Raw genomic sequence first — 21,543 nt, forward strand, 5'->3', positions numbered from 1 at the left:
CGGCTCGCAACGGGGGTTCCAGGGGGTCGCCCCCCTGGGCCAACACAGCGTGAGGATCGACCGGCTCGCAACGGGGGGAATGGGGGGTCGCCCCCCAAAAGGTCACGCCGCCGGTTCGGGGGCCTTGCGGGCGTGGCGGCGGAGCCAGTCGGTGGCCGCGGCCGCGTCCATCGGGCGGCCGAAGTGCCAGCCCTGGGCGGCGTCGCAGCCCATTTCGCGGAGGGTGTCGGCGGTGCCGCGGTCCTCGACGCCCTCGGCGACGGAGCGGAGGCCGAGGGTGCGGACGAGGTCGACGATGGAGCGGACGATGACGGCGTCGTCGGCGGAGTCGGCGAGGCGGTGCACGAACGACGCGTCGATCTTGATCTCCTCGACGGGGAGCCGCTTGAGCCGGACGAGGGAGGAGTAGCCGGTGCCGAAGTCGTCCAGGCTGAGCGGGATGCCGAGGGCGGCGAGGGCGCCGACGGTCTCGGAGGCGTAGGCGGGCTCGTTCATCAGGATCCGCTCGGTGATCTCCAGCTGGAGCGCGGCGGCGGGCAGGCCGCGGGCGAGCAGCCCCTCCTCGATCGTCTCGGCGAGGCCGGTGTCGAGCAGGTCGCGGCCGGAGACGTTCACCGCGACCTGGACGGCGAGGTCCTCGCGCCACCAGGCGGCGGTCTGCGCGAGCGCGGCGGTCACGACGTGGTGGGTGATGGAGCGCATCAGGTACGTCTGCTCGGCGATGGACAGGAACGCCTCGGGTTCGAGGATCCCCTGGTCGGGGTGGCGCCAGCGCAGCAGCGCCTCCATGCCGACGAGCTGGCCGTCCCGCAGCGAGACCTTGGGCTGGTAGAACAGCTCCAGTTCCGCGCGGTCGATGGCGCGGCGCAGGTCGCCGAGCATGCTGAGCCGCGCAGGGGAGTTGCGGTCCTTGCCGGGCGAGTAGGTCTCGACGCCGGTGCGGGCCTCCTTGGCGTTGTACATCGCGACGTCGGCGCGCTGGAGGAGCAGCTCGAAGTCGGGCGCGTGGTCGGGGAACAGCGCGATGCCGACGCTCGCCTCCAGGTCGAACGACATGCCGTCCAGCCGGACGGGTTCGCTGAGGGCGGCGCGCAGCCGGGCGGCGACCTCGCGGGCGGCGGCCTCGTCCCGGACGGTCGGCAGCAGCACCGCGAACTCGTCGCCGCCGAGCCGCGCGACGAGGTCGCCGGGGCGGACGCTGTGGGTGAGCCGGTGCGCGACGAGCTGGAGCAGCCGGTCGCCGGTGGGGTGCCCGAGGGTGTCGTTGACCTCCTTGAACCGGTCGAGGTCGAGCAGGAACAGCCCGGCGCGGTGCTCGGGCTGGTCGGCGGGCCTGCGGCGGCGGGCCCCGAGCCGGCCGGGCCGACGCGGTTCGGTGCCCCGCCTCCGGGCGGCGTGCCCCTCGGCGCCGCGCTGCCGGGCGCCGCGCGCCTCGGCGAGCGCCTCCTCGGTGCGGACGATCAGCAGCTTGCGGTTGGGCAGCCCGGTCAGGCCGTCGTGCAGGGCCTGGTGCTCGCGCCGGACGGAGACGGAGGCGTTCATGTAGACGGCGATGAACGGCAGCACGATCAGCGGGACGAACAGCGCGGACCGGTCCATCGCGATGACCATCAGCGGGGCCAGGCCGAGCAGCGCCAGGTGCACCAGGATCTGGTAGCCGAGGTCGAAGCGGAGCGCCTTCAGCAGCGAGACCCGCTCGTGCAGGGCGACGGCGGAGCCGACGAGGGTGTCGTTGCAGACGAAGTACACGGCGCCGGCGAGGGCGATCGCGGGCAGGTCGGAGCCTCGCGGGACCCACAGGTCCGACGGGGTCGCGAGGTTCCCCGACAGGGTGAGGACGAGCTGCGCGGCGGCGAGGCTGAGGGTGTACTGGGCGGTGTTGAAGGCGATCCGGTGCGGGGCGCGGCCGCGGAAGATGCCGCAGGTGATGACGGCGACGGCCTGGAGCGCGGCGGCGACGGGCAGCCCGGCGTACAGCAGCGCGGCGAACGAGAACGTGGTGGAGGTGGTGGCGCCGTTGTTCTCGGTGGAGCCCGGCGTGATGATCGGGCGCATCTCGCCGAAGATGATGAAGCAGCCGAGGATCCAGAAGACGGGCGTGCCGACGAGCGCGTCCAGGTCGGCCGCGCTCAGCCCGGAGAACGCGGCCCCGCCGGCCGCGACGCCGAGCAGGATGACCACGACGAAGTAGATCCACAACGGGGAGCCGCGGCGCGGTGCCGTGTTCCGCGTGTTGTTCGGGTCCTTCATCACATCCTCGGGGGGAGGTTCGGGGGGCCGGCCCCCGGCACCGGGCGTCCCCGCTCCCGGGGGCGGCGCCTCCCGGGTGTTACGTCCGGAGATTCAGGTGTAGGTCGTGATGAGTGGGAGCGTACGGCCTTTGGTCAACTTCGCGAAACCGATTGCGTACGTTCCGTTATGCCGTATCACACCCGCCGCTCACCGTTGGGTGATCGTAGTGTACCCCTGAGTAACGCGACCCTGGTCGGACCGCCGCGACCACACCGCGTTACTCGTCGGCGCGCAAAGTTACGTTTTTGGCCGCATCTGGCCCATCGGCGAGCAACACGCGGAAGCCGTCCTCCGCTAGGACCGGCACGCCCAGCTTGACGGCTTTGTCGTATTTCGAACCTGGATTGTCGCCGACGACCACGAAGCCGGTTTTCTTGGAGACCGAGCCGGACACCTTCCCGCCGAGCCGCTGCACCGCCTCGGTCGCCGAGTCCCGGCTGTACTCCGTCAGCGAACCGGTGATCACCACGCTGACGCCCTCCAGCGGGCGCGGTCCGGCGGCGCCCTCGTCCTCCATCCGGACGCCCGCCGCCCGCCACTTGTCGACGATCTCGCGGTGCCAGTCGACCTCGAACCACCGCTTGATCGAGGCCGCGATCGTCGGCCCGACGCCGTCGACCGCCGCCAGCTCCTCCTCGGTCGCGGACGCGATCGCGTCCATCGAGCGCATCTCGCGGGCGAGGTCGCGCGCGGCCGACGGCCCCACATGCCGGATCGACAGCGCCACCAGCACCCGCCAGAGCGGCTGCCGCTTGGCCTTCTCCAGCTCCTCGAAGAGGATCTCCACCGTCTTCTTCGGCTCGCCGTCCTTGGTGGCGAAGAACGACACCACCTTCGGCTCGCCGGTCTTCGGGTCGGTCTTGGGCGTACCGGTCTTGCTGTCGAGCACCAGGCTCTTGATCGGCAGCAGCTGATCGACCGTCAGGTGGAACAGGTCGCCCTCGTTCTTCACCGGCGGCTCGGCCGGCTCCAGCGGCTGCGTCAGCGCGGTCGCCGCGACGTAGCCGAGCGCCTCGATGTCGAGCGCGTTGCGGCTCGCCACGAAGTACACCCGCTCGCGCAGCTGCCCCGGGCAGTACTGCGCGTTGGGGCAGCGGATGTCGGCGTCGCCCTCCTTCTCGTACGCCAGCTCGGTACCGCACTCGGGGCAGTGCGCCGGCATCTCGAACTCGCGCTCCGAGCCGTCCCGCAGCGCGGTCACCGGCGCGACGATCTCGGGGATGACGTCGCCGGCCTTGCGCAGCACCACGGTGTCGCCGATCAGCACGCCCTTGCGCTTGACCTCGCCCGCGTTGTGCAGCGTGGCCCGGTCGACGGTCGAGCCCGCGACCTTCACCGGTTCCATCACGCCGTACGGGGTGATGCGCCCGGTGCGCCCGACGCCGACCTTGATGTCGAGCAGCCGGGTGTTGACCTCCTCCGGCGGGTACTTCCACGCGATCGCCCAGCGCGGCGCCCGGCTCGTCGACCCGAGCCGGCGCTGCAGCGAGAACTGGTCGACCTTCACCACGACGCCGTCGATCTCGTACGCGGGGTCGTGCCGTTTCTCGCCGTACTCGGCGATGTACTCGCGGACGGCGTCGAGCCCGTCGACGACCTTGTACCGGTCGCTGACCGGCAGCCCCCAGCCGCGCATCAGCTCGTACGCCCCGGACTGGCTCTCCGGCTGCGTCCCGCCCTTCCAGGCCCCGAACCCGTGGACGAGCATGCCGAGCGGCCGCTGCGCGGTGACCCGCGGGTCCTTCTGCCGCAGCGACCCCGCCGCCGCGTTGCGCGGGTTGGCGAACGGCTCCTTGCCCGCCTCCACCTGCGCCGCGTTGACCTGCTCGAACCCGGCGACCGGCAGGAAGACCTCGCCGCGGACCTCCAGCACCTCCGGCCAGCCCTCGCCGGCGAGCCGGTGGGGGATGTCGGCGATCGTGCGGACGTTGTTGGTGACGTCCTCGCCGGTGCGCCCGTCGCCGCGGGTGACCCCGCGCGTCAGCCGCCCGTCCTCGTAGACCAGCGCGATCGCCAGGCCGTCGATCTTCAGCTCGCACAGGTAGCCGGCGACGGCGCCGACCTCCTTGACGACCCGCTCGTCCCAGGCGGCCAGCTCGTCGTCGGTCATCGCGTTGTCGAGGCTCTGCATCCGCTCCAGGTGCTCGACGGTCGCGAAGTCGGTGACGATCGGCGCCCCGACCCGCTGCGTCGGCGAGTCGGGGGTGACCAGTTCGGGGTACCGCTCCTCCAGCGCGCCGATCTCCCGCATGCGCGCGTCGTACTCGGCGTCGGTGAGCGTCGGCTGGTCGAGGACGTAGTACCTGTAGTTGGCCTCCTCGAGCTCCCGGCTCAGCTCCAGGTGCCGCTGCCGTGCCTCCGCGGGAACGCCATCGCTCATGGTCATGCCCCCATTGTCGCCAACGCGTCCGACATTATGACCCGGGACGCACCCTGGCCATCCGCCTTCTTGCCGCCCCGGCGCCCCGCCCTTGGGACACCCCCGCGGACCTACGCGTCAGCGGCCTCGTACAGCATCCGCGCGGTGTCGCGGCAGCGCTTGAGGGCCTCGCGGACGTAGCGGGGCGACGCGCCCGCCATGCCGCACGCGGGGGTGATCACGACCTGGCGGGCGAGCCGCGCGGGCGGGAAGCCGAGCCGCCGCCACAGGTCGCGCACCGGCTCCGCGGTCGCCCGGAGCGACGGCAGCGCGGCGTCGGTGCCGGGCACAGCGCCGAGCAGCAGCCCGATCCCCGCGTCGATCGTCTCCCCCACCGCGTCGTCGTCGCGCTTCGGCACGAGCCGCAGGTCGACCGAGATCGCCTTCGCCCCCGCGCCGCGCAGCAGCCCGTACGGGACGTCCCGGGCGCAGCAGTGCACCACCGGGTGGGCGCCGGCCGCGTCGATCACCGTGCGGAGGGCGTCCTCGGCGACGGACTCCTCGACGGCGCGCAGCCGGGAGAACCCGCTGGCCGTCGGGACCGTCCCGGCGAGCGCGGCGGGCAGGCCCGGCTCGTCCAGCTGCAGGACGATCTCCGCCGCGGGCAGCCGGCGCCGGACGTCGGCGACGTGCGCGGCCACGCCCTCGGCGAGCGAGGCGGTCAGGTCGCGGACGGCCCCCGGGTCCTTCAGCGCCCGGTCGCCGTGCCGCAGCTCGATCGTGGACGCCAGCGTCCACGGCCCGCACACCTGGATCTTGAACGGCCCGTCGTGCCCGCCCGCGACCTCCTCCAGCACGTCGAGGTCGCGGGCCAGGTGGTCGCGGGCGCGCAGCGTGTCGCGGCCCGGCCGGTCGGCGAACCGCCAGCCGGACGGCTCGACCCGCACCGGCATGTCGATCAGCAGCCCGGCGGTGCGGCCGGTGAGGTCGGCGCCGGGACCGCGCGCGGGCAGCTCCGGCAGGTGCGGCAGCTCGGGCAGCTCGCCGAGGACGACCCGCAGCGCCTCCGCCGGATCCTCCCCCGGATACGACCCCACCCCGGTCGCCGTCCCCGCCTGCCACGGGTAGCTCGTCGTCACGTCCCGAACCCTATCGGCGCGGCGGCCGGAACCGGCGCGGTGGTCAGACCAGCTCCGCCAGGCGGTCGAGGAAGCGGAGGGTCGGCTCCTCGGGCTCGGTCCGCAGGTTGAACAGCACCTCGTCGACGCCCGCCGCCTCCAGCTCGGCGACGGCCTCCCGCTTCGGGGGCACGCCGAACAGGGTGACCGGCACCGCGCGGCCGGCCCGCTCCCGCAGCTCGGCGATCTGCGCCGCCAGCGCGTCCGTGCCCCGCCCGTAGATCGGCATCCAGCCGTCGCCGAACTCGACCACCCGGTCGAACGTCGTCGGGCCCGACCCGCCGATCATCACGGGCGGGTGCGGGTCCTGGACGGGCTTGGGGTAGGAGAACACCGGGTCGAAGTCGACGAACTCGCCGTGGAACTCGGCCTGGTCCTTCGTCCACAACTCCTTGACCGCGAGGACGCGCTCGCGGAGCAGCCGCATCCGCGTCCGCGGGTCGGTGCCGTGGTTGCGCATCTCCTCCCGGTTCCAGCCCGCGCCGACGCCGAGCACCGCCCGCCCGCCGGAGACCAGGTCGAGGGACGCGACCTCCTTGGCCAGCACGATCGGGTCGCGCTGGACGACCAGCGCGATGCCCGTCCCGACGCGCAGCCGCTCGGTCGCCGCCGCCGCGGCGGTCAGCGCCACGAACGGGTCGAGCGTCCGGTAGTAGTGCCGGGGCAGCTCCGCCCCGCCCGGCCACGGCGACTCCCGCTTCACCGGGATGTGCGTGTGCTCGGCCAGGTACAGCGACCCGAGCCCGCGCTCCTCCAGCGCCCGCCCGAGCGCCGCCGGCCCGATCCCGTCATCGGTCACGAACGTCGAAACACCGAACTTCACGGCACGCCTCCCATGATTGGTCCAGGTGACGATAAAGGGTCCGCCACCTGCACGGGAACACCGGGCGCCGCGAAACGGCCGGGCCGGGCGCGAGATCAGGCGGGGACGCGGCCGGTCTCGGCGATCGTGGCGGACGCGAGGACCCGGTCGCCGGTGTAGAGGACGGCGGCCTGGCCGGGCGCCACGCCGCGCGCCGGTGCGGCGAGGGTGATGCGCAGCTCGTCGCCGCACTGCTCGGCGGTGCAGTCGTAGACCTCGCCGTGGGCGCGGAGCTGGACCTGGCAGCCGAAGGGGCCGTCCGGGGCGTCGCCCAGCCACACGGGGCGCTCGCCGGTGATCTCGTGGACGTCCAGCTCCTCGCGCGTCCCGACGGTCACCGTGTTCGTGACCGGCGAGATGTCGAGGACGTAGCGGGGCCGGCCGTCCGGCGCCGGGGTGCCGAGGCGCAGGCCCTTGCGCTGCCCGATCGTGTAGGCGTACGCGCCGTCGTGCTCGCCGACCTCGTTGCCGTCGGTGTCGACGATCGGGCCCCGGGGGGCGCCGAGCCGCTCGGCGAGGAAGCCGCGGGTGTCGCCGTCGGCGATGAAGCAGATGTCGTGGCTGTCGGGCTTGTCGGCGACCTGGAGGCCGCGCCGCTCCGCCTCGCGCCGGATGTCGGCCTTGGCGGTGTCGCCGAGCGGGAACATCGCGTGCGCGAGCTGCTCGGGCGTGCAGACGGCCAGCACGTACGACTGGTCCTTGGCCGGGTCGACGCCGCGGCGCAGGACGCCGTCCTCCAGGCGGGCGTAGTGGCCGGTGCAGACGGCGTCGAACCCGAGGGCCATGGCGCGGTCCAGCAGCGCGGCGAACTTGATCTTCTCGTTGCAGCGCAGGCACGGGTTCGGGGTGCGGCCGGCGGCGTACTCGCTGACGAAGTCCTCGACGACGTCCCGGTGGAACCGCTCGGCGAGGTCCCAGACGTAGAAGGGGATGCCGATGGCGTCGGCGGCGCGGCGGGCGTCGCGGGAGTCCTCCAGGGTGCAGCAGCCGCGCGCGCCCGTCCGGTAGGACTGCGGGTTGCTGGACAGGGCCATGTGGACGCCGGTGACGTCGTGCCCGGCCTCGGCGGCGCGGGCGGCGGCCACGGCGGAGTCGACGCCGCCCGACATGGCGGCGAGAACGCGCAGAGTCATAGTCCTTCGAGGGTACGCGGCGTGGCCCGGTCCGCCGTCCGCATTTCCGCGTACGATTGGGGCCGCTATGGGAATCTTCCGCCGTCCGCGCGAGGCGTCCACCGTCGTACCGCCCGCGATCAGCGAGTTCTGGGAGTGGTGGGCGCAGGCCCGCCCGACCATCGAGGCGTCGCTGGCCGCCGGGCCCGAACCCGACGCGGCCGAGGCCGCCGTGCCCGGCGAGGGGCTGTCGGCCGACACGATCGAGGAGCTGTCCCGCCGCGTCCACAAGATCCATACCGGGCTGCAGTGGGAGATCGGCGGCGCCGACGACCGGAACCCGTCGCTGACCGTGACCGGCGGCGGCGACCCGGAGCTGCGCGGCATCACCGAGCGCTGGGCCCGGTCGGCGCCCTCCGGCGCCGCGGCCGCCGGCTGGAGCTTCCACCCGGCGCGGCAGGCCGACCCGGAGATGCTGTCGCAGGACCTCGTCCTCGGCGACCACGAGTTCGACCTGGAGTACGTCCGGCTGGGCATGCGCGCCGACACCGACCGCGCCCGCGTGCACATCACCGCCTACCATCCCGACTTCCTGTTCGTCGCCGAGGAGCAGCAGCTCCAGGTGGCGATGAACGTCCTGTACTGGGCGCTCGGCGAGGACGACGTGGCCCGCTGGATCGGCGAGGTCGCGATCGCGACGGAGGCGCCGATCGACGCGCTGGTGCCGGCGATGCTGCCCGCCGTCGTCGAGCAGGTCTCCGAGCCGTTCGCCGAGCCCGCCTGGCTGACCGGCGAGGGCCGCACCCCGCGCGGGCACCCCGCCCGGCTCGGCGCCCGGTTCCCGCTGCACCGGCAGGACTACCCGCTCTGCGACCTGCACGTGGCGATCACCGTCCCGTACGCCAACAGCAACCCCGACCGGCTGCCGGTCGAGCCGTCGTCGGGCGCGCTGCGCTCCTTCGAGAAGAAGCTGGCCAAGCTCGGCGACCGCGCGGTCCTCGCCGTCCGGGAGACCGGTGACGGCCTGCGGGTCTTCCACCTGTACGCCGACCCCGACTCGAGCGTCATCTCCGAGCTCGACCAGCTCGCCGCGGGCTGGCCGGAGGGCAAGGCCAAGGTCGCCTCCACCGCCGACCCCGGCTGGAAGGCCCTCGCGCCCTACCAGCCCTGACGGGTGGCGTCGACCTTGCGCCAGCGGGCCTCGCAGAAGGAGTAGAGGCCGAAGGTGAGCACCCCGGCGGCGACGGCCGCGAGGCCCCAGGCGCCGGCGGGGGTGTCGGCGAACTCGCGGAGCGTGCCGTCGAGGCCGCGGGCCTTGTCCGGCTGGAACGTGGCGGCCGCGTAGCCGAGGAACGCGCCGGCGGCGAGGGCGACCAGTCCGCGGGCCGCGTTCCCGACGATCCCGAGCGGCTGGACGAGCCGCCGCGCGAGGCGGCTCATCCGGCCGGTCTCCAGCTCGTCCAGGAAGCCGCGGCGGACGGCGCCGACGACCGCGACCACGCCCCAGACCACGAACCCGGCGGCGACCGCCAGGACGAGCCAGCGGCCGCCGGGCTCGCCCATGACCCGCGCCGTGATGGTCTGCGACTGCCGGTCGCTCGAGGTGCCGTGGTGGCCGAACAGGAACGCGAGGGTCCCCCCGCAGCCGAGCGTGTACATGACGGCGCGCCCCGCCGACCCCAGGCGCTTGGTGGGCTTGTCGCCGTCCTCCACGGGGCGCCCGAACAGCACCTCGGCGGCCTGCCAGAGGACGAGCGCGGCGAAACCGACCGCCATCAGCCCGAGGACGACCGGGCCGCCCGGTTTGTCGGCGACCGCCTCCAGCGCGCCCTTGCGGTCGGCCTCCTTCCCGCCGCCGCCGAACGCCACCTGGAGGGCGAGCCAGCCGATGAGGAGGTAGAGGAGTCCGCGGGCGGCCAGTCCCACCCTGGACAGATGGTGGAACCAGGGGTGTCCCGCCGCCTGCTTGATGCCGTCACTCACGTCCGTCGTCACGGGCAACGCAGTCCCCGCTAAAAAGACGGTCAAACCAGACAGATCACCCTGCGGTCAGCTGAGGCCCGCGCGGCGCGCGCGTTCCACGACCGGGCCGATGGCGTCGGCGAGGGCCTTGACGTCGGCCTCGGTCGAGGTGTGGCCCAGAGTGAAGCGCAGCGAGCCGCGCGCGCGCTCGGTGCTCGCGTCCATCGCGAGCAGGACGTGGCTCGGCTGGGAGACCCCGGCCGAGCACGCGGACCCGGTGGAGCAGGCGATGCCGCGCGCGTCCAGCAGCATGAGCAGGGCGTCGCCCTCGCAGCCGGGGAAGGAGAAGTGGGCGTTGCCGGGGAGGCGGTCCACCGGATCGCCGTTCAGGACCGCGTCCGGCACGGCGGCGCGGACGGCCGCGATCAGCCGGTCGCGCAGCGCGGTGAGGCGGCGCGCCTCGGCCTCCCGGCGCGCGACGGTGGCCTGGACTGCGGCGGCGAACCCGGCGATGGCGGGGGTGTCGAGCGTCCCGGACCGGACGTCGCGCTCCTGGCCGCCGCCGTGTAGCAGGGGCACCGGATCCAGGAAGACGGGCTCCTTGGGCTTGGCGAGCAGCAGCGCGCCGACGCCGATCGGCCCGCCGAGCTTGTGTCCGGTAATGGTCAGGGCCTGCGCGCCGCTCGCCGCGAAGCCGACCGGCAGCTGCCCGGCGGCCTGGACGGCGTCGGTGTGCAGGGGCACGCCGCGCTCGCGGGCGGCGGCGGCGAGCTCGGCGACCGGCTGGACGGTCCCGACCTCGTTGTTGGCCCACATCACGGTGGTGAGCGCCACGTCGTCGCCGGACCCGAGCACCTCGCGGAGCGTCTCGGGGCGGACGCGGCCGAGGCCGTCCACCGGGAGCCACTCGACCTTGGCGCCCTCGTGGTCGGCGAGCCACTGCACCGCGTCCATGACGGCGTGGTGCTCCACGGCGCCCGCCAGCACGCGGGTGCGGGCGGGGTCGGCGGCGCGGCGCGCCCAGAACAGCCCCTTGACCGCGAGGTTGTCGGCCTCGGTGCCGCCCGAGGTGAACACGACCTCGCTCGGCCGGGCGTCGAACGCCTCGGCGATGATCTCGCGGGACTCCTCGACGACGCGGCGGGCGCGCCGTCCCACCGCGTGCAGGGAGGACGGGTTCCCCAGCTCGCGCAGCTCCGCCGTCATCGCCTCGACGGCCTCGGGCAGCATCGGGGTCGTCGCCGCATGGTCGAGGTAGGTCACCACGCGGTCAACATTATCCGCGCCGCTCCTGTTCCCCGTCGGGGACCGTGCCTTGCGCGCGGGCGTCGCGGGCGGGAGGGCGCGCGGGGGCGGGAACAACCGCGGGGGCGGGCCGGTTCACCCTCTGTACCGTCCAGCCGGTACAGTAGGAGCGCCATGACGAAAGAAGCCCTTCTGGACGCCGCCGAGGCCGTGCTCTCCGAGCAGGGCACCCAGGCGCTGACGCTCACCGCGGTCGCCGACCGCGCCGGCGTCAGCAAGGGAGGGCTGCTCTACCACTTCCCCACCAAGGAGGCGCTGGTCCGGGCGATGGTGGCGCGGGTCATCGAGGAGTTCGACGAGCTGATCGCAAGTTACGTCGCCTCCTACGGGGCCGGCGCGCCGAGCGCCTACACCCGCGCCTACGTGGAGGCCACGTTCGAGATCGTCACCGGGGAGGCCCGCACCTACCGGCGCTGGTCGGCCATCACGGCCGCCGCGGCGGACCCGGAGCAGGCCGAGCCGCTGAACGAGGCGATGCGCCGCTGGCACGGCCGCGACCCCGCCGAGGATCCGGACCCGGGCGCCGCGACGATCGTCCGGCTCGCGGCGGAGGGCCTCTGGGAAGTGGTGAGCCATGATCCCGAGCTGTACGACGCCGCGCAGCTCGAAGCGCTGAAACGGCGCCTGCTGGACCTGCTGGAGCGATGAAGGGGGCACCCGCCCCCTGACCTCCCCCGCGGCCCCCACCCCGCGAACCGCCGAGCGGCCCCCTGCCGCGACGCGCACATGCCACACGGCGACCCCGCACGGCACACGCCGGTGCGGGGCGCGCCTGCGTGGTGCCCGGACGCTCCATGTCCGGGCACCGAGTCCGCCACGCCGCCGGGCCGGCGGCACCGACACCGGGGCGCCCGCCCCGCCGAGCCGAGAAAGAGGTGAACCATGCTGTTCCGTGCCCGCATTGGATCGTTCCTGACCTTCGCGCTGGCCGGCCTGCTGACCGGAGTGTGGGTGGCGCGCATGCCCGCGCTGGCCGCCAAGTTCGGGACGACCGAGGGCGAGATCGGCATAGTCGTCCTCGTCTGGGGGCTCGGCGCCATCGTCGCCATGCAGGCGCTCCGCGGTGTCATGGCGCGCGCGGGCAGCCGGACGGTGCTCCGCGTGGCCCTGCCGCTGACCGCGCTGTCCTACGTGGCGGTCGCGCTCGCGCCCGCCTACGGGGTGCTGCTCGCCGCGGTCGCGCTGTTCGGCATGACGTTCGGGATCACCGACATCGCGATGAACGCGCAGGGCAGCGTCGTCGAGCGGGAGTACCGCCGGTCCATCATGAGCGGCATGCACGCCGGGTGGTGCGTCGGCGCGATGAGCGGCGGGCTGCTCGGCGTCGCCACGGCCGCCGCCGGGCTCGGCTTCACCACGACCGTGCTGACCGCCGCGCTGGTGGCGCTGCCCGCGGGCCTCGCGCTCGGCCGCACCTACCTGCCCGACCCGGTGGCCCCCGCCGCGGCGGGGGCCGGGCGCAAGGCGCGCCGCCTGCCCGCCGCGGTGTACCTGATCGGCGTCCTCGGATTCATCGCGTTCATGACCGAGGGGTCGATCGCCGACTGGAGCGGCCTGCTGCTGCACGAGGAGCTGGGCGCCACGGAGGCCGTCGCCGCCGCCGGGTACCCGGTGTTCGAGCTGGCGATGCTGCTCGGCCGGCTCGTCGGCGACCGCGTCCGGATGCGCGCCGGCACCCGCCGGCTGCTGATCGGCGCGGGTCTCGGCACCGCCGCCGGCATGACCGTCGTCGTGCTGGCGCCGACCCCGGCCGTCGCGATCGCCGGGTTCTTCGTCACCGGGCTGGTCGTCTGCACGGTCGTCCCCACGACGATCTCGCTGGCGGGGACCGCGGCGCCGGACCGCCCCGCCGCGGCCGTCGCCCAGGTCGGCGCGATGGGGTACGGCGGGCTGCTGCTCGGCCCGGTCGTGGTCGGCTTCCTCTCCGACGCCACCTCGCTGCGGGTCGGCGTCGGCACGGTCGTCGTCCTCGCCCTCCTCATCGCCGCCGGCGCCCGGTTCGTCCCGCTCCGCGGCGGCATCGACGTGACGGCCGCCGCGGCGCCCGAGCCGGCTCCCCTCACCGGTGCCGCCGACCCCGGGGACACCCGACCCGAGCCCATCGCGGCCTGACCCGCGCCGGGCTCGGGCGGCCCCCTCCCGGAGAAGCCCTCGTGGCCGGGCGTCGCGATCCGATATAACCCAATCGAGATCGTTACGGGTGATGGGGGCAGTGCATGACGGGGTGGCGGGTTCCGGGGTACAGCGAGCTGCGCGTCCTCGGGGAGGGCGCCCAGGGGCGGGTGGTGCTGGCGCGGCACGACGCGACGGGACGCCCCGCGGCGATCAAGTACCTCGGGGAGTCCCTCGCCGGGGACGCCGGGTTCCGGGAGCGGTTCCGCGGCGAGGCCGAGCTGCTGAGCCGGCTCCGCAACCCGTTCGTCGCGCAGCTGTTCGGCCTGGTCGAGCGGCCGGACGGCGCGGCCATCGTGATGGAGGCGGTGGACGGGGCGTCCCTCAAGGCGGTGCTCGCCGAGCAGGGGCCGCTGCGGCCGGAGGCGGCCCTCGCGGTGCTGAAGGGCTCGCTGCTGGGGCTCGCCGCCGCGCACGACCTCGGGATCGTCCACCGCGACTACAAGCCCGCCAACGTGATCGTGCGCGGCGACGGGCTGAGCAAGCTGATCGACTTCGGCATCGCGGTGGACGCGGGCGCGGCCGGCCGGTCCGGCACGCCCGTCTACATGGCGCCCGAGCAGTGGCGGGACGAGCCCGCCTCCCCCGCGACCGACGTGTACGCGGCGGCGTGCGTCTTCTTCGAGTGCGTGACGGGGCGCCGGCCCTACACCGCCGAGGACCAGGTGGGCCTGATGGGCCGCCACCTCAACGCCCCGATCCCCGTGGAGGACGTCCCCGAGCCCCTCCGCCCGCTCATCGAGCGGGGCCTCGCCAAGAACCCGTGGGACCGCCCGATGGGCGCGGCGGCGTTCGTCGCCGAGCTGGAGGCGGTCGCGTCGAGCGCCTACGGGCGGGACTGGGAGGGGCACGGCGTCCGGACGCTCGCGGGCACCGCCGCCGCGCTGTCGATGCTCTTCCCGCTCACCGCGCTCGGCCTCGGATCGGGCGGCGCGGCGGGAGCGGCGGGTGCCGCGGGAGCAGCGGGCGGCGCGGGCGCGGTAGGGGCGGGAGGCGCCGCCGGGGCCGGAGCCGGAGGCGCGGCGGGTGCCGGAGCGGGCGGCGCGGCGGGCGCCGGGGCCGGCGGCGCCGGCCAGGGGGTGATCGGCGCGCTCGGCGCCAAGGGCGCGGTGGCCGTCGCGGGCGGGGCCGCCGCCGTGGCGGTGGGCGGCGGCGCGGCCGTCTACGTCGCCGTCGCGGACGACGACCCGAAGCCGGTCGCCGTCCAGCTGGCGGCCTTCACCGAGCCGTCGCGGCCGCTCGGCAGCGGGGCGACGTTCCAGGCGCGGGGGCGGCTCGTGCGGGTCTCCGGCGGGGACGCCGCCCTGACCCGGAAGATCAACCAGGCGCTGCGGGCGCCGCTGGAGCAGCGCTGGGCCAAGATCCGGTCGGGCCTGCAGGAGACCGGCCGCGGCGCCTACACCGACGTCGTGACGCCGCAGGTGCTCATGCGCAACGACCGGCTGCTGTCGGTCTGGTACGGCGTGGGGCTGAACGGCGACCGCGGATCGGGCTGGGACCAGCCGCAGGCGGCCACCGTGGACCTGCGGACCGGCACCGCCTACGGGCCGCTCGGCCTGTGGCGCGATCCGTCCGCGCAGGGCCTGAAGCCGCTCGACACGAAGATCGAGCCGCACCTGCGCGGCGGCTCCTACTGCGCCGGCGACATCTCGAACGGCGAGGACAACCCGTCCGCCTACGTCAAGTCGGGCGATGTCACCATGGCCCTCACTCCGAAGGGCATCAAGGTGGCGTTCTACGGCGCGCTGCTGGGCTATCCGTCCGCGTGCGGGCTTCAGGACGGGGTCGTCCCCTACGCGGAGGTGAGCGACATGCTCAAGCCCTCGCTGCTGAAGGCCGTCCCGTACCCGTCGCCGGCCCGCTCCTGACGACGCGCGCCCCCGGACACGCGCGCCCCCGGACACCCGCTCCCGGATGCGCGGACGGCCCCGGCGGCGGGTGCCGCCGGGGCCGTCCGCGGGCGGATCACTTGCGCTTGGTGATCTCCTCGGTGAGCTGCGGGGCGACCTGGAACAGGTCGCCCACCACGCCGTAGTCGACGAGCTCGAAGATCGGCGCCTCGGGGTCCTTGTTGATGGCGACGATGGTCTTCGAGGTCTGCATGCCGGCCCGGTGCTGGATGGCGCCGGAGATGCCGACCGCGATGTAGAGCTGCGGCGACACGGTCTTGCCGGTCTGGCCGACCTGGAACGAGTGCGGGTACCAGCCGGCGTCCGTCGCGGCGCGGGACGCGCCGACGGCGCCGCCGAGCGAGTCGGCCAGCCCCTCGATGATCTTGAAGTTCTCGGCGCCGCCGACGCCGCGGCCGCCGGAGACCACGATCGCGGCCTCGGTCAGGTCCGGGCGCTCGCCCTTCTCCTGGACGACCTTCTCCACGATCCTGGCGCCCTTGTCGGCGTCCGACAGGGCCACCGACACCTGCTCCTCGGCCGGGGTGGCCGGGGACGCCTCGGGGGCGACGGAGTTCGGCCGCACGGCGATGATCGGCGTGCCGGTCTTCACCCGGGCGTGGGCGATGATGCCGCCGCCGAAGATGGAGTGCTCGGCGACGAAGCCGTCGGTGACGTCCACCACGTCGGTGAGCACGCCGGAGCCGGTCTTGACCGCGAGGCGGCCCGCGACCTCCTTGCCCTCGCCGGTCGCGGCGACCAGCACGGCCGCCGGCGACTTGTCGGCGACGAGCTGGGCCAGCAGCGCGGCCTTCGGGGCGACGACGTAGGAGGTCAGCTCCTCGTCGGCGGCCACGTAGACCTTGCCGGCGCCGTACTCGCCGAGCTTGTCCTTGGCGTTCTCATAGCCCGGGCCGACCCACACCGCGGCGGCCTCGCCGAGCCGGTTGGCCAGCGTCAGCAGTTCGAGCGCGACCTTCTTGACCTCACCGTCGACATGGTCGACGAGGACGAGAATCTCAGCCATTGGTAATCCCCTTCCCCGGTCAGACGAACTTCTTCGACGCGAGGAACTCGGCGATCTTCACGCCGCCGTCGCCCTCGTCGGTGACGATCTCGCCCTTGGCGCGCGGCGGCGCCTCGGCGAAGTCGACGACCTCGGTGGCGGCGTTCGCCAGGCCCACCTGGGCCGCGTCGATGCCGGCGTCGCCCAGGCCGAGCGTCTCGACCGGCTTCTTCTTGGCCGCCATGATCCCCTTGAACGAGGGGTAGCGCGGCTCGTTGATCTTCTCGACGACGCTGACGACCGCGGGCAGGGCCGCCTCGATGCGGTCGAAGCCGTAGTCGGTCTGCCGCTGCGCCTTGATGGACGACCCGTCGATCTCGACCTTGTTGGCCAGCGAGACCTGCGCGACGCCGAGCCGCTCGGCGAGCATCGCGGCGAGGACGCCGGTGCGCGCGTCGGTGGACTCCGAGCCGAGGATCACCAGGTCGAACCCGGTGCGGCCGAGGGCCTGCTGGAGGGCGTACGAGGTCTGCAGCGCGTCGGAGCCGGCGAGGCCGTCGTCCACGAGGTGCACGGCCTTGTCGGCGCCCATGGCCAGGGACTTGCGGATCGAGTCGGTGGCCTTGTCGGGACCCATGGTCAGGACGGTCACCTCGCCGCCGTGGGCCTCCTTGATGCGCAGCGCCTCTTCGATCGCGTACTCATCGAGTTCGTTGATGACCCCGTCCGCCGCCGCGCGGTCGAGCGTGCTGTCATCGGACTTCAGCTTGCGCGGGCTCTCCGTATCGGGAACCTGCTTCACCAGGACGACGATGTTCATGGCCGGTGGCCGACCTCCCTGCACTCAGTTGGCCGCTGGGTGAGCGGCAGAGGGGCGCCGCCCATGGCGGGTCGACGCGGACGTGCGCTTTCGAAGTCACAGCCTGCCAAATACCCGAACCTGCTTCGGAGCCGGGTCCCTGATTCGGCCGTGCACCCGCCATGTTACTAGCGAGTAGCCTGCTGGCAAATCCCAGTTCGTGAGACCTTACCCACGCGAACGGGGGTTTCAGGGGGCGAATCCCATTCCGAACGGGACGTGACGCACTTCACGTCTCAGAACCGGTTGACGGCGTGCTGGAGGCGGTCAAGCGAGCTCTCCAGGGTCTGCTGCACCCCGTAGAGCGGGGCGAAGCTCGGCGTCAGCGTCAGCGCCGCGACCCCCGCGACCAGGGCAAGGACGCCGAGGCCCAGCACCGCGCCCGCGATGGTCCGGGGCCGCCGCGCGACGGGCAGGAACAGCCGCTCCAACTGCCGCCGCGGACCGCGCACGCCGGGCGCCGTCCACAGCACCGCCGCCCCCGCGCCGGCGCCGAACGCGGCGGCCGTGAGCGAATCGATCTCCCCGCCGACCGCCGCCGCCGCGACCAGCGCGACCGGAACGGCGACCGCGGCCGCCGCCGCGTACGGGACGGTCAGCAGCGTCCGCCCGAACGCCGCCGCCCAGCCCCTGGCCCGCGTCCCCGCCGGTGCGCCCGCGAGCCGCAGCAGCGTCACCGCGGCGAGCGACGCCGCGAGCCCCGCGACCGGGACGACGACCACGACGGCGACCGCGATCACCACGGCCATGGCGGTGAGCAGCCGCGCCCAGCCCAGCGGCACCTTCAGTTCGGGCGCCGCGACGCCCGAGCCGGAGGTGCCGCGCCGCGCCTCCTCCGGCACGGCTCCCGCCTCCCGGCCCCGCGGCGGCGCGGCCGGGACGGGTGCCTCGTCGGGCGCCGGGCGGGCGGCAGGGACGGCGGGCAGGTCGAGCCGGGAGGTCGCCTCCGCCAGGTCCCGCGCCGCCGGGCGCGCCGCCGGATCGGGATGCGCGGCGGCCTCGACCAGCGGGCGCAGCGCGGCCGGCAGCGCACCGGGCGGGGCGTCGCGGCGGCCGGTCGCGGCGAACGCCACCGTCGCGGCCCACGCGCGGATGTCGCCCGCCGGGTCGGCGGCGGCGGTCAGCGCGAAGTCGACGACGACCGGCGCGTCGTCCACGACGAGCACCGTTCCCGGGTCGAGCGCGCCGTGCGCGAGGCCCGTCCCGTGGACGGCGGCGAGGGCCTTGGCCAGCCCGGTGGCCAGGCGGCACAGCGCGTCCCCGGACATGGGACCGCGCTCCGCGACCCTCTCCGCCAGCGGCCGCCCGGGGACGAACCGGGACACGACGTACGGCCGCGGCCCGGCGCTCTCGCCGTCCAGGACGTCCACCACGTAGGGGCTGAGCACCTCGCGCATCCGCTGGACGTCGACGGCGGTGCCGGGCGGGAGCAGCCGGATCGCGACATCGCGGCCGTCCGGCCCGGCGGCGCGGTGCACCGCGCCCAGGGCGTTCGGCCCGGCACCGTCCGGCATGGCGGCGCCGTCCGGCCCGGACAGCAGCCGGTACGGGCCGATGTATTCCAGTCGCCTTGTCTCACCGCTCATAAGGGTCGCCACCCTACCGACGCGTCAAGCTCCGCAGGATGCCGTCGGGACGAACCGCCGGTCACATGCCGGGAATGCTGGACACGAGTTCGCGCACGTCGGCCCGCAGGCCCTCCAGGCTCTGGCTCATGCCGTCCAGCGGCGTGGTGTCGGGCGGCTGCCGCTGCGACAGCCCGGCCAGCACCCCGGCGAAGATCCCGAGGACGAGGACGCCCGCGAGGGCGGCCTCGGCGCGCGGCAGCAGCGCCCCCCAGATCCGGGCGAGCTGCCGCCGGGGCGCGCCGCTGCCCGGCGCGAGGCAGAGCAGCCCGATCACCGCCATGGACGAGTACGCGATGGCCTTCGACGCCGTCATGTCCGACTGCGCGAAGATCAGCACGCCGAGCATGATCAGCCCGGCCGCCAGGCTGAGCGACGTCCACAGCACCGTGGACATCAGCGCGCCCGGCAGGTGCAGCGGCGTCCGGAACGCGGCGGCGACGGCGTCGCCCGAGCGCGGCCCGCGCCTGGTCTGCCGGCCCTCCATGCCCTTGGCGGCCTTGTCGGCCGCCCGCAGCACGAACACGCCGCCGATGGTGACGGCGAGGGCGAGCAGCGGCGCGATGTTGGCGAACGCGAGCAGCGCCACCAGGACGATGAAGCTGAGCACCCGGTACCAGCCGTAGGGCTTGCGGCGGTCGCGGTCGGCGCGGTCGGCGTGGTCGGCGCGGTCGGCACGGGCCTGGTCGGCGACGCGGCGCTGCGCGTCCTGCGTCTGCGCGTCGTAGGGCCCGCCGCGCTGCAGCGCGCCCGGCGGAGGCTGGCCGGGCGGAGGCTGGCCGGGCGGCGGCGCGTAGGGCGGGTACGCGCCGCTCTGCCCGTACGGGTCGGGCGGCGCGTAGCCGCGCCCGCCGAACTGCTCGCCCGCCTTGAACTGCGGGGGCGGCGGGCCGGGCGGGGGCGGCGGCGGTGCGGCGGGCGGCAGCTGGCCGACGAAGTCGCGGGGCTGCGCCGGGACGGGCGCCGGAGCGGGCGCGGGCAGCGCGGTCCCGCCGGGGGCCGTCGCGGGCGGCGGCGGCGCCGGGACGTCCTGGGAGGTCTCCGGCGGCGACCCCGTCACCGGCATCGAGAACATCCGGGAGTGGTCGGGCGCCGGCTCGTCCACGGACGTGCCGTCCGGCGGCGGGACCGGAGCCGGGTAGTGCCGGTCGACGCGGGTCTGGTCGGTGATGGTGGCTTCGAGGTGGATCCGCCGGGTGAGCTGCACCAGCTTCACCGCGGTGGGGCGCTCGGCCGGGTGCCGCGCCATCGCGGCCCGCAGCACCGGCAGCAGCGCGTCCGGCACGCCGTCCAGGTCGGGCGTGCCCTGCATGATCTTGTAGAAGATCGACTCGAAGGTGCCGGAGCCGAACGGGGGCCGGCCGGTGGCGGCGTAGGCGACGGTCCCGGCCCAGGCGTGCACGTCCGACGGCGGGCCCGCGTCCTCGCCCTCGATGATCTCCGGGGCGAGGTAGCCGGGGGTGCCGATGACCATGCCGGTCGCGGTGAGCCGGGTCGCGTCGGCGGCCTGCGCGATGCCGAAGTCGATGACGATGGGCTCGCCGTCCACGAGCATCACGTTGCCGGGCTTCAGGTCGCGGTGCACGATCCCGGCGCCGTGGATCGCCGAGAGCGCGGCCGCCAGCCCGACGCCGAGCCGCTGCAGCCCCGGCCCGTAGATCGGCCCGGCGTCCTCGACGACCTCTTCGAGCGTCCGGCCGGGGACGTACTGGGTCACGATGTAGGGCTGGTCGGCGGTCACGTCGGCGTCGAGGATCTCCGCGACGTGCGGGCTGTGCACCCGGCGCATCGAGTCGACCTCGCGGGCCAGCCGGCGGCGCGCCGTGGCGTCGCCCGCGACCGCGGGCCGCAGCACCTTGATGGCCACGTTGCGCCCCTCGGGGTCGGCGCCGAGGTAGACGACGCCCATGCCCCCCTCCCCAAGGGTCTGCAGGACGCTGTAGTGGCCGATTCGGTCCCCGGACGTGACGGCTCCTCTCATCGTTTCCGAAACCCTACCCTCGCCGCCGCGGGAGGGCGGATCCTTCCCCCGGACGTCACTCGGCTCGGGCGCGTCACGCGGCGACCCCGTCGCGGGCGGTCACCCCGTCGCGGGCGGTGACCGGCCCGCCGCGCCGGGGGCCGCCCCCCGCGGGCCCTCCGGCGAGCACGCCGGCGAGCCGGCGTGCGGACGGGCGCCGGGCCGGGTCGCGCCGCAGCGCCTCCCGCAGCAGCCCGGCCAGCGGGGCGGGGACGCCGTCGAGGTCGGCCTGGCCGCGCAGGATGCGGAAGCACACCCCGTGCAGCGAGCCGCGCCCGAACGGCGGGCGGCCGGTCGCCGCGTACGCGACGGTCGCCGCCCAGGAGAAGACGTCCGACGCGGTGGTGGCGCGCTCCCCCTCGATCAGCTCCGGGGCCAGGTAGGCGGGCGTCCCCACGACCATCCCGCGCCGGGTGAGCTGGTCGGCCCCGGCCTCGTGCGCGATCCCGAAGTCGATCAGCGTGGGCCGGTCGCCCAGCACGATGACGTTGCCCGGCGACACGTCGCGGTGCAGCACGCGCGCGTCGTGGACGTCGGCGAGCCCGAGCGCCAGCCGGCGCGCGAACCGGGCGAGCCGGTCACCGCGCAGCGGTCCGTACGCCGCGATCAGGTCGTTCAGCGGGCAGCCCGGCACGTACTCCATGACCACGTGCGGCCGCTCCGCGGCGATCGCCCCGTCCAGCAGCCGGGCGACGTGGGCGCTGCGCACCCGCGCCTGCGCCCGCATCTCCCGTGCCAGCCGGTCGATCGCCTCCGCCACCCCCGTGAGCTCGGGTATCAGCTCCTTGACCGCGACCTCGCGGCCCGCGGAGTCCATGGCGAGGTACACCACGGCCGTGCTCCCCCGGCCGATCTCGTCCAGCAACCGATACCCGCCCAGTCGCCGATGCGTCCCCATGCAT

Annotated in this window: 16 protein-coding genes; 4 read left to right on the forward strand and 12 right to left on the reverse strand. The window is 74.6% G+C overall.

All coding sequences use genetic code 11. The features are described 5' to 3' along the window. Positions 1-102: 102 nt before the first annotated feature. From CHF16_RS05890 to mnmA, 5 genes are all read right to left on the reverse strand, one after another. On the reverse strand, positions 103-2,250 hold the full coding sequence (locus CHF16_RS05890) for a putative bifunctional diguanylate cyclase/phosphodiesterase (RefSeq protein ID WP_089324857.1): 2,148 nt from the start codon (positions 2,248-2,250) through the stop codon (positions 103-105). A gap of 259 nt (positions 2,251-2,509) precedes the next feature. Beyond that, positions 2,510-4,678 carry an NAD-dependent DNA ligase LigA gene (gene ligA, locus CHF16_RS05895; RefSeq protein WP_089324858.1) on the reverse strand — a complete coding sequence of 723 codons (2,169 nt, stop codon included), beginning with the start codon at positions 4,676-4,678 and terminating at the stop codon, positions 2,510-2,512. A 104-nt stretch (positions 4,679-4,782) separates the two neighbouring features. Then, positions 4,783-5,790, reverse strand: coding sequence for a methionine synthase (locus CHF16_RS05900; protein WP_089324859.1), 1,008 nt, complete (start codon positions 5,788-5,790; stop codon positions 4,783-4,785). Positions 5,791-5,833: 43 nt separating this feature from the next. After that, positions 5,834-6,652 (reverse strand): LLM class F420-dependent oxidoreductase, encoded by an 819-nt coding sequence (locus CHF16_RS05905; protein WP_089324860.1) that lies wholly within the window; start codon positions 6,650-6,652, stop codon positions 5,834-5,836. Between the two features lie 95 nt (positions 6,653-6,747). After that, positions 6,748-7,824, reverse strand: coding sequence for a tRNA 2-thiouridine(34) synthase MnmA (gene mnmA / locus CHF16_RS05910; RefSeq protein WP_089324861.1), 1,077 nt, complete (start codon positions 7,822-7,824; stop codon positions 6,748-6,750). A 67-nt stretch (positions 7,825-7,891) separates the two neighbouring features. On the opposite strand from mnmA, the gene CHF16_RS05915 reads away from it, so the two are divergent. After that, positions 7,892-8,974 (forward strand): DUF695 domain-containing protein, encoded by a 1,083-nt coding sequence (locus tag CHF16_RS05915; protein WP_089324862.1) that lies wholly within the window; start codon positions 7,892-7,894, stop codon positions 8,972-8,974. On the opposite strand, the gene CHF16_RS05920 is transcribed toward CHF16_RS05915, so the two are convergent. Together CHF16_RS05920 and CHF16_RS05925 are read right to left on the reverse strand one after the other, a co-directional pair. After that, positions 8,962-9,798, reverse strand: coding sequence for a DUF1206 domain-containing protein (locus CHF16_RS05920; RefSeq protein ID WP_245868239.1), 837 nt, complete (start codon positions 9,796-9,798; stop codon positions 8,962-8,964). The two genes, CHF16_RS05915 and CHF16_RS05920, sit on opposite strands and share 13 nt — an antisense overlap. Positions 9,799-9,852: 54 nt before the next feature. Then, entirely contained in the window at positions 9,853-11,028 is a 1,176-nt protein-coding gene (locus tag CHF16_RS05925) for a cysteine desulfurase family protein (protein WP_089324915.1), read from the reverse strand. Positions 11,029-11,184: 156 nt separating this feature from the next. On the opposite strand from CHF16_RS05925, the gene CHF16_RS05930 reads away from it, so the two are divergent. The 3 genes from CHF16_RS05930 (at position 11,185) to CHF16_RS40790 (ending at position 15,110) form a co-directional block, all read left to right on the forward strand. Further along, positions 11,185-11,718, forward strand: coding sequence for a TetR/AcrR family transcriptional regulator (locus CHF16_RS05930; RefSeq protein ID WP_089324864.1), 534 nt, complete (start codon positions 11,185-11,187; stop codon positions 11,716-11,718). A gap of 234 nt (positions 11,719-11,952) precedes the next feature. Continuing rightward, complete coding sequence (locus tag CHF16_RS05935) at positions 11,953-13,182, forward strand: MFS transporter (RefSeq protein WP_089324865.1); 1,230 nt, start codon at positions 11,953-11,955, stop codon at positions 13,180-13,182. 104 nt (positions 13,183-13,286) lie between these two features. After that, positions 13,287-15,110, forward strand: coding sequence for a serine/threonine-protein kinase (locus CHF16_RS40790; protein WP_218826532.1), 1,824 nt, complete (start codon positions 13,287-13,289; stop codon positions 15,108-15,110). Positions 15,111-15,207: 97 nt separating this feature from the next. On the opposite strand, the gene CHF16_RS05950 is transcribed toward CHF16_RS40790, so the two are convergent. The 5 genes from CHF16_RS05950 to CHF16_RS05970 all read right to left on the reverse strand — a co-directional run bounded on the left by CHF16_RS05950 (position 15,208) and on the right by CHF16_RS05970 (position 21,506). Further along, on the reverse strand, positions 15,208-16,158 hold the full coding sequence (locus CHF16_RS05950; protein ID WP_089324866.1) for an electron transfer flavoprotein subunit alpha/FixB family protein: 951 nt from the start codon (positions 16,156-16,158) through the stop codon (positions 15,208-15,210). Positions 16,159-16,177: 19 nt separating this feature from the next. Then, complete coding sequence (locus CHF16_RS05955; RefSeq protein ID WP_089324867.1) at positions 16,178-16,957, reverse strand: electron transfer flavoprotein subunit beta/FixA family protein; 780 nt, start codon at positions 16,955-16,957, stop codon at positions 16,178-16,180. Positions 16,958-17,232: 275 nt separating this feature from the next. Continuing rightward, positions 17,233-18,582: a protein kinase family protein gene (locus CHF16_RS05960; RefSeq protein ID WP_089324868.1), complete on the reverse strand. Its 1,350-nt coding sequence runs from the start codon at positions 18,580-18,582 to the stop codon at positions 17,233-17,235. Positions 18,583-18,643: 61 nt separating this feature from the next. Continuing rightward, complete coding sequence (locus tag CHF16_RS41805) at positions 18,644-20,602, reverse strand: serine/threonine-protein kinase (RefSeq protein ID WP_281259324.1); 1,959 nt, start codon at positions 20,600-20,602, stop codon at positions 18,644-18,646. Between the two features lie 73 nt (positions 20,603-20,675). Next, positions 20,676-21,506 carry a serine/threonine-protein kinase gene (locus CHF16_RS05970; RefSeq protein WP_179271404.1) on the reverse strand — a complete coding sequence of 277 codons (831 nt, stop codon included), beginning with the start codon at positions 21,504-21,506 and terminating at the stop codon, positions 20,676-20,678. Positions 21,507-21,543 lie beyond the last annotated feature (37 nt).

It is taken from the genome of Actinomadura meyerae (assembly GCF_900188445.1).
GTDB lineage: Bacteria > Actinomycetota > Actinomycetes > Streptosporangiales > Streptosporangiaceae > Spirillospora > Spirillospora meyerae.

Coding starts and splice junctions, on each gene's coding strand:
- CHF16_RS05930 (WP_089324864.1), top strand. CDS start 11,185: ATGACGAAAGAAGCCCTTCTGGACGCCGCCGAGGCCGTGCTCTCCGAG.
- CHF16_RS05915 (WP_089324862.1), top strand. CDS start 7,892: ATGGGAATCTTCCGCCGTCCGCGCGAGGCGTCCACCGTCGTACCGCCC.
- CHF16_RS05935 (WP_089324865.1), top strand. CDS start 11,953: ATGCTGTTCCGTGCCCGCATTGGATCGTTCCTGACCTTCGCGCTGGCC.
- mnmA (WP_089324861.1), bottom strand. CDS start 7,824: ATGACTCTGCGCGTTCTCGCCGCCATGTCGGGCGGCGTCGACTCCGCC.
- CHF16_RS41805 (WP_281259324.1), bottom strand. CDS start 20,602: ATGAGAGGAGCCGTCACGTCCGGGGACCGAATCGGCCACTACAGCGTC.
- CHF16_RS40790 (WP_218826532.1), top strand. CDS start 13,287: ATGACGGGGTGGCGGGTTCCGGGGTACAGCGAGCTGCGCGTCCTCGGG.
- CHF16_RS05960 (WP_089324868.1), bottom strand. CDS start 18,582: ATGAGCGGTGAGACAAGGCGACTGGAATACATCGGCCCGTACCGGCTG.
- ligA (WP_089324858.1), bottom strand. CDS start 4,678: ATGACCATGAGCGATGGCGTTCCCGCGGAGGCACGGCAGCGGCACCTG.
- CHF16_RS05950 (WP_089324866.1), bottom strand. CDS start 16,158: ATGGCTGAGATTCTCGTCCTCGTCGACCATGTCGACGGTGAGGTCAAG.
- CHF16_RS05955 (WP_089324867.1), bottom strand. CDS start 16,957: ATGAACATCGTCGTCCTGGTGAAGCAGGTTCCCGATACGGAGAGCCCG.
- CHF16_RS05890 (WP_089324857.1), bottom strand. CDS start 2,250: ATGAAGGACCCGAACAACACGCGGAACACGGCACCGCGCCGCGGCTCC.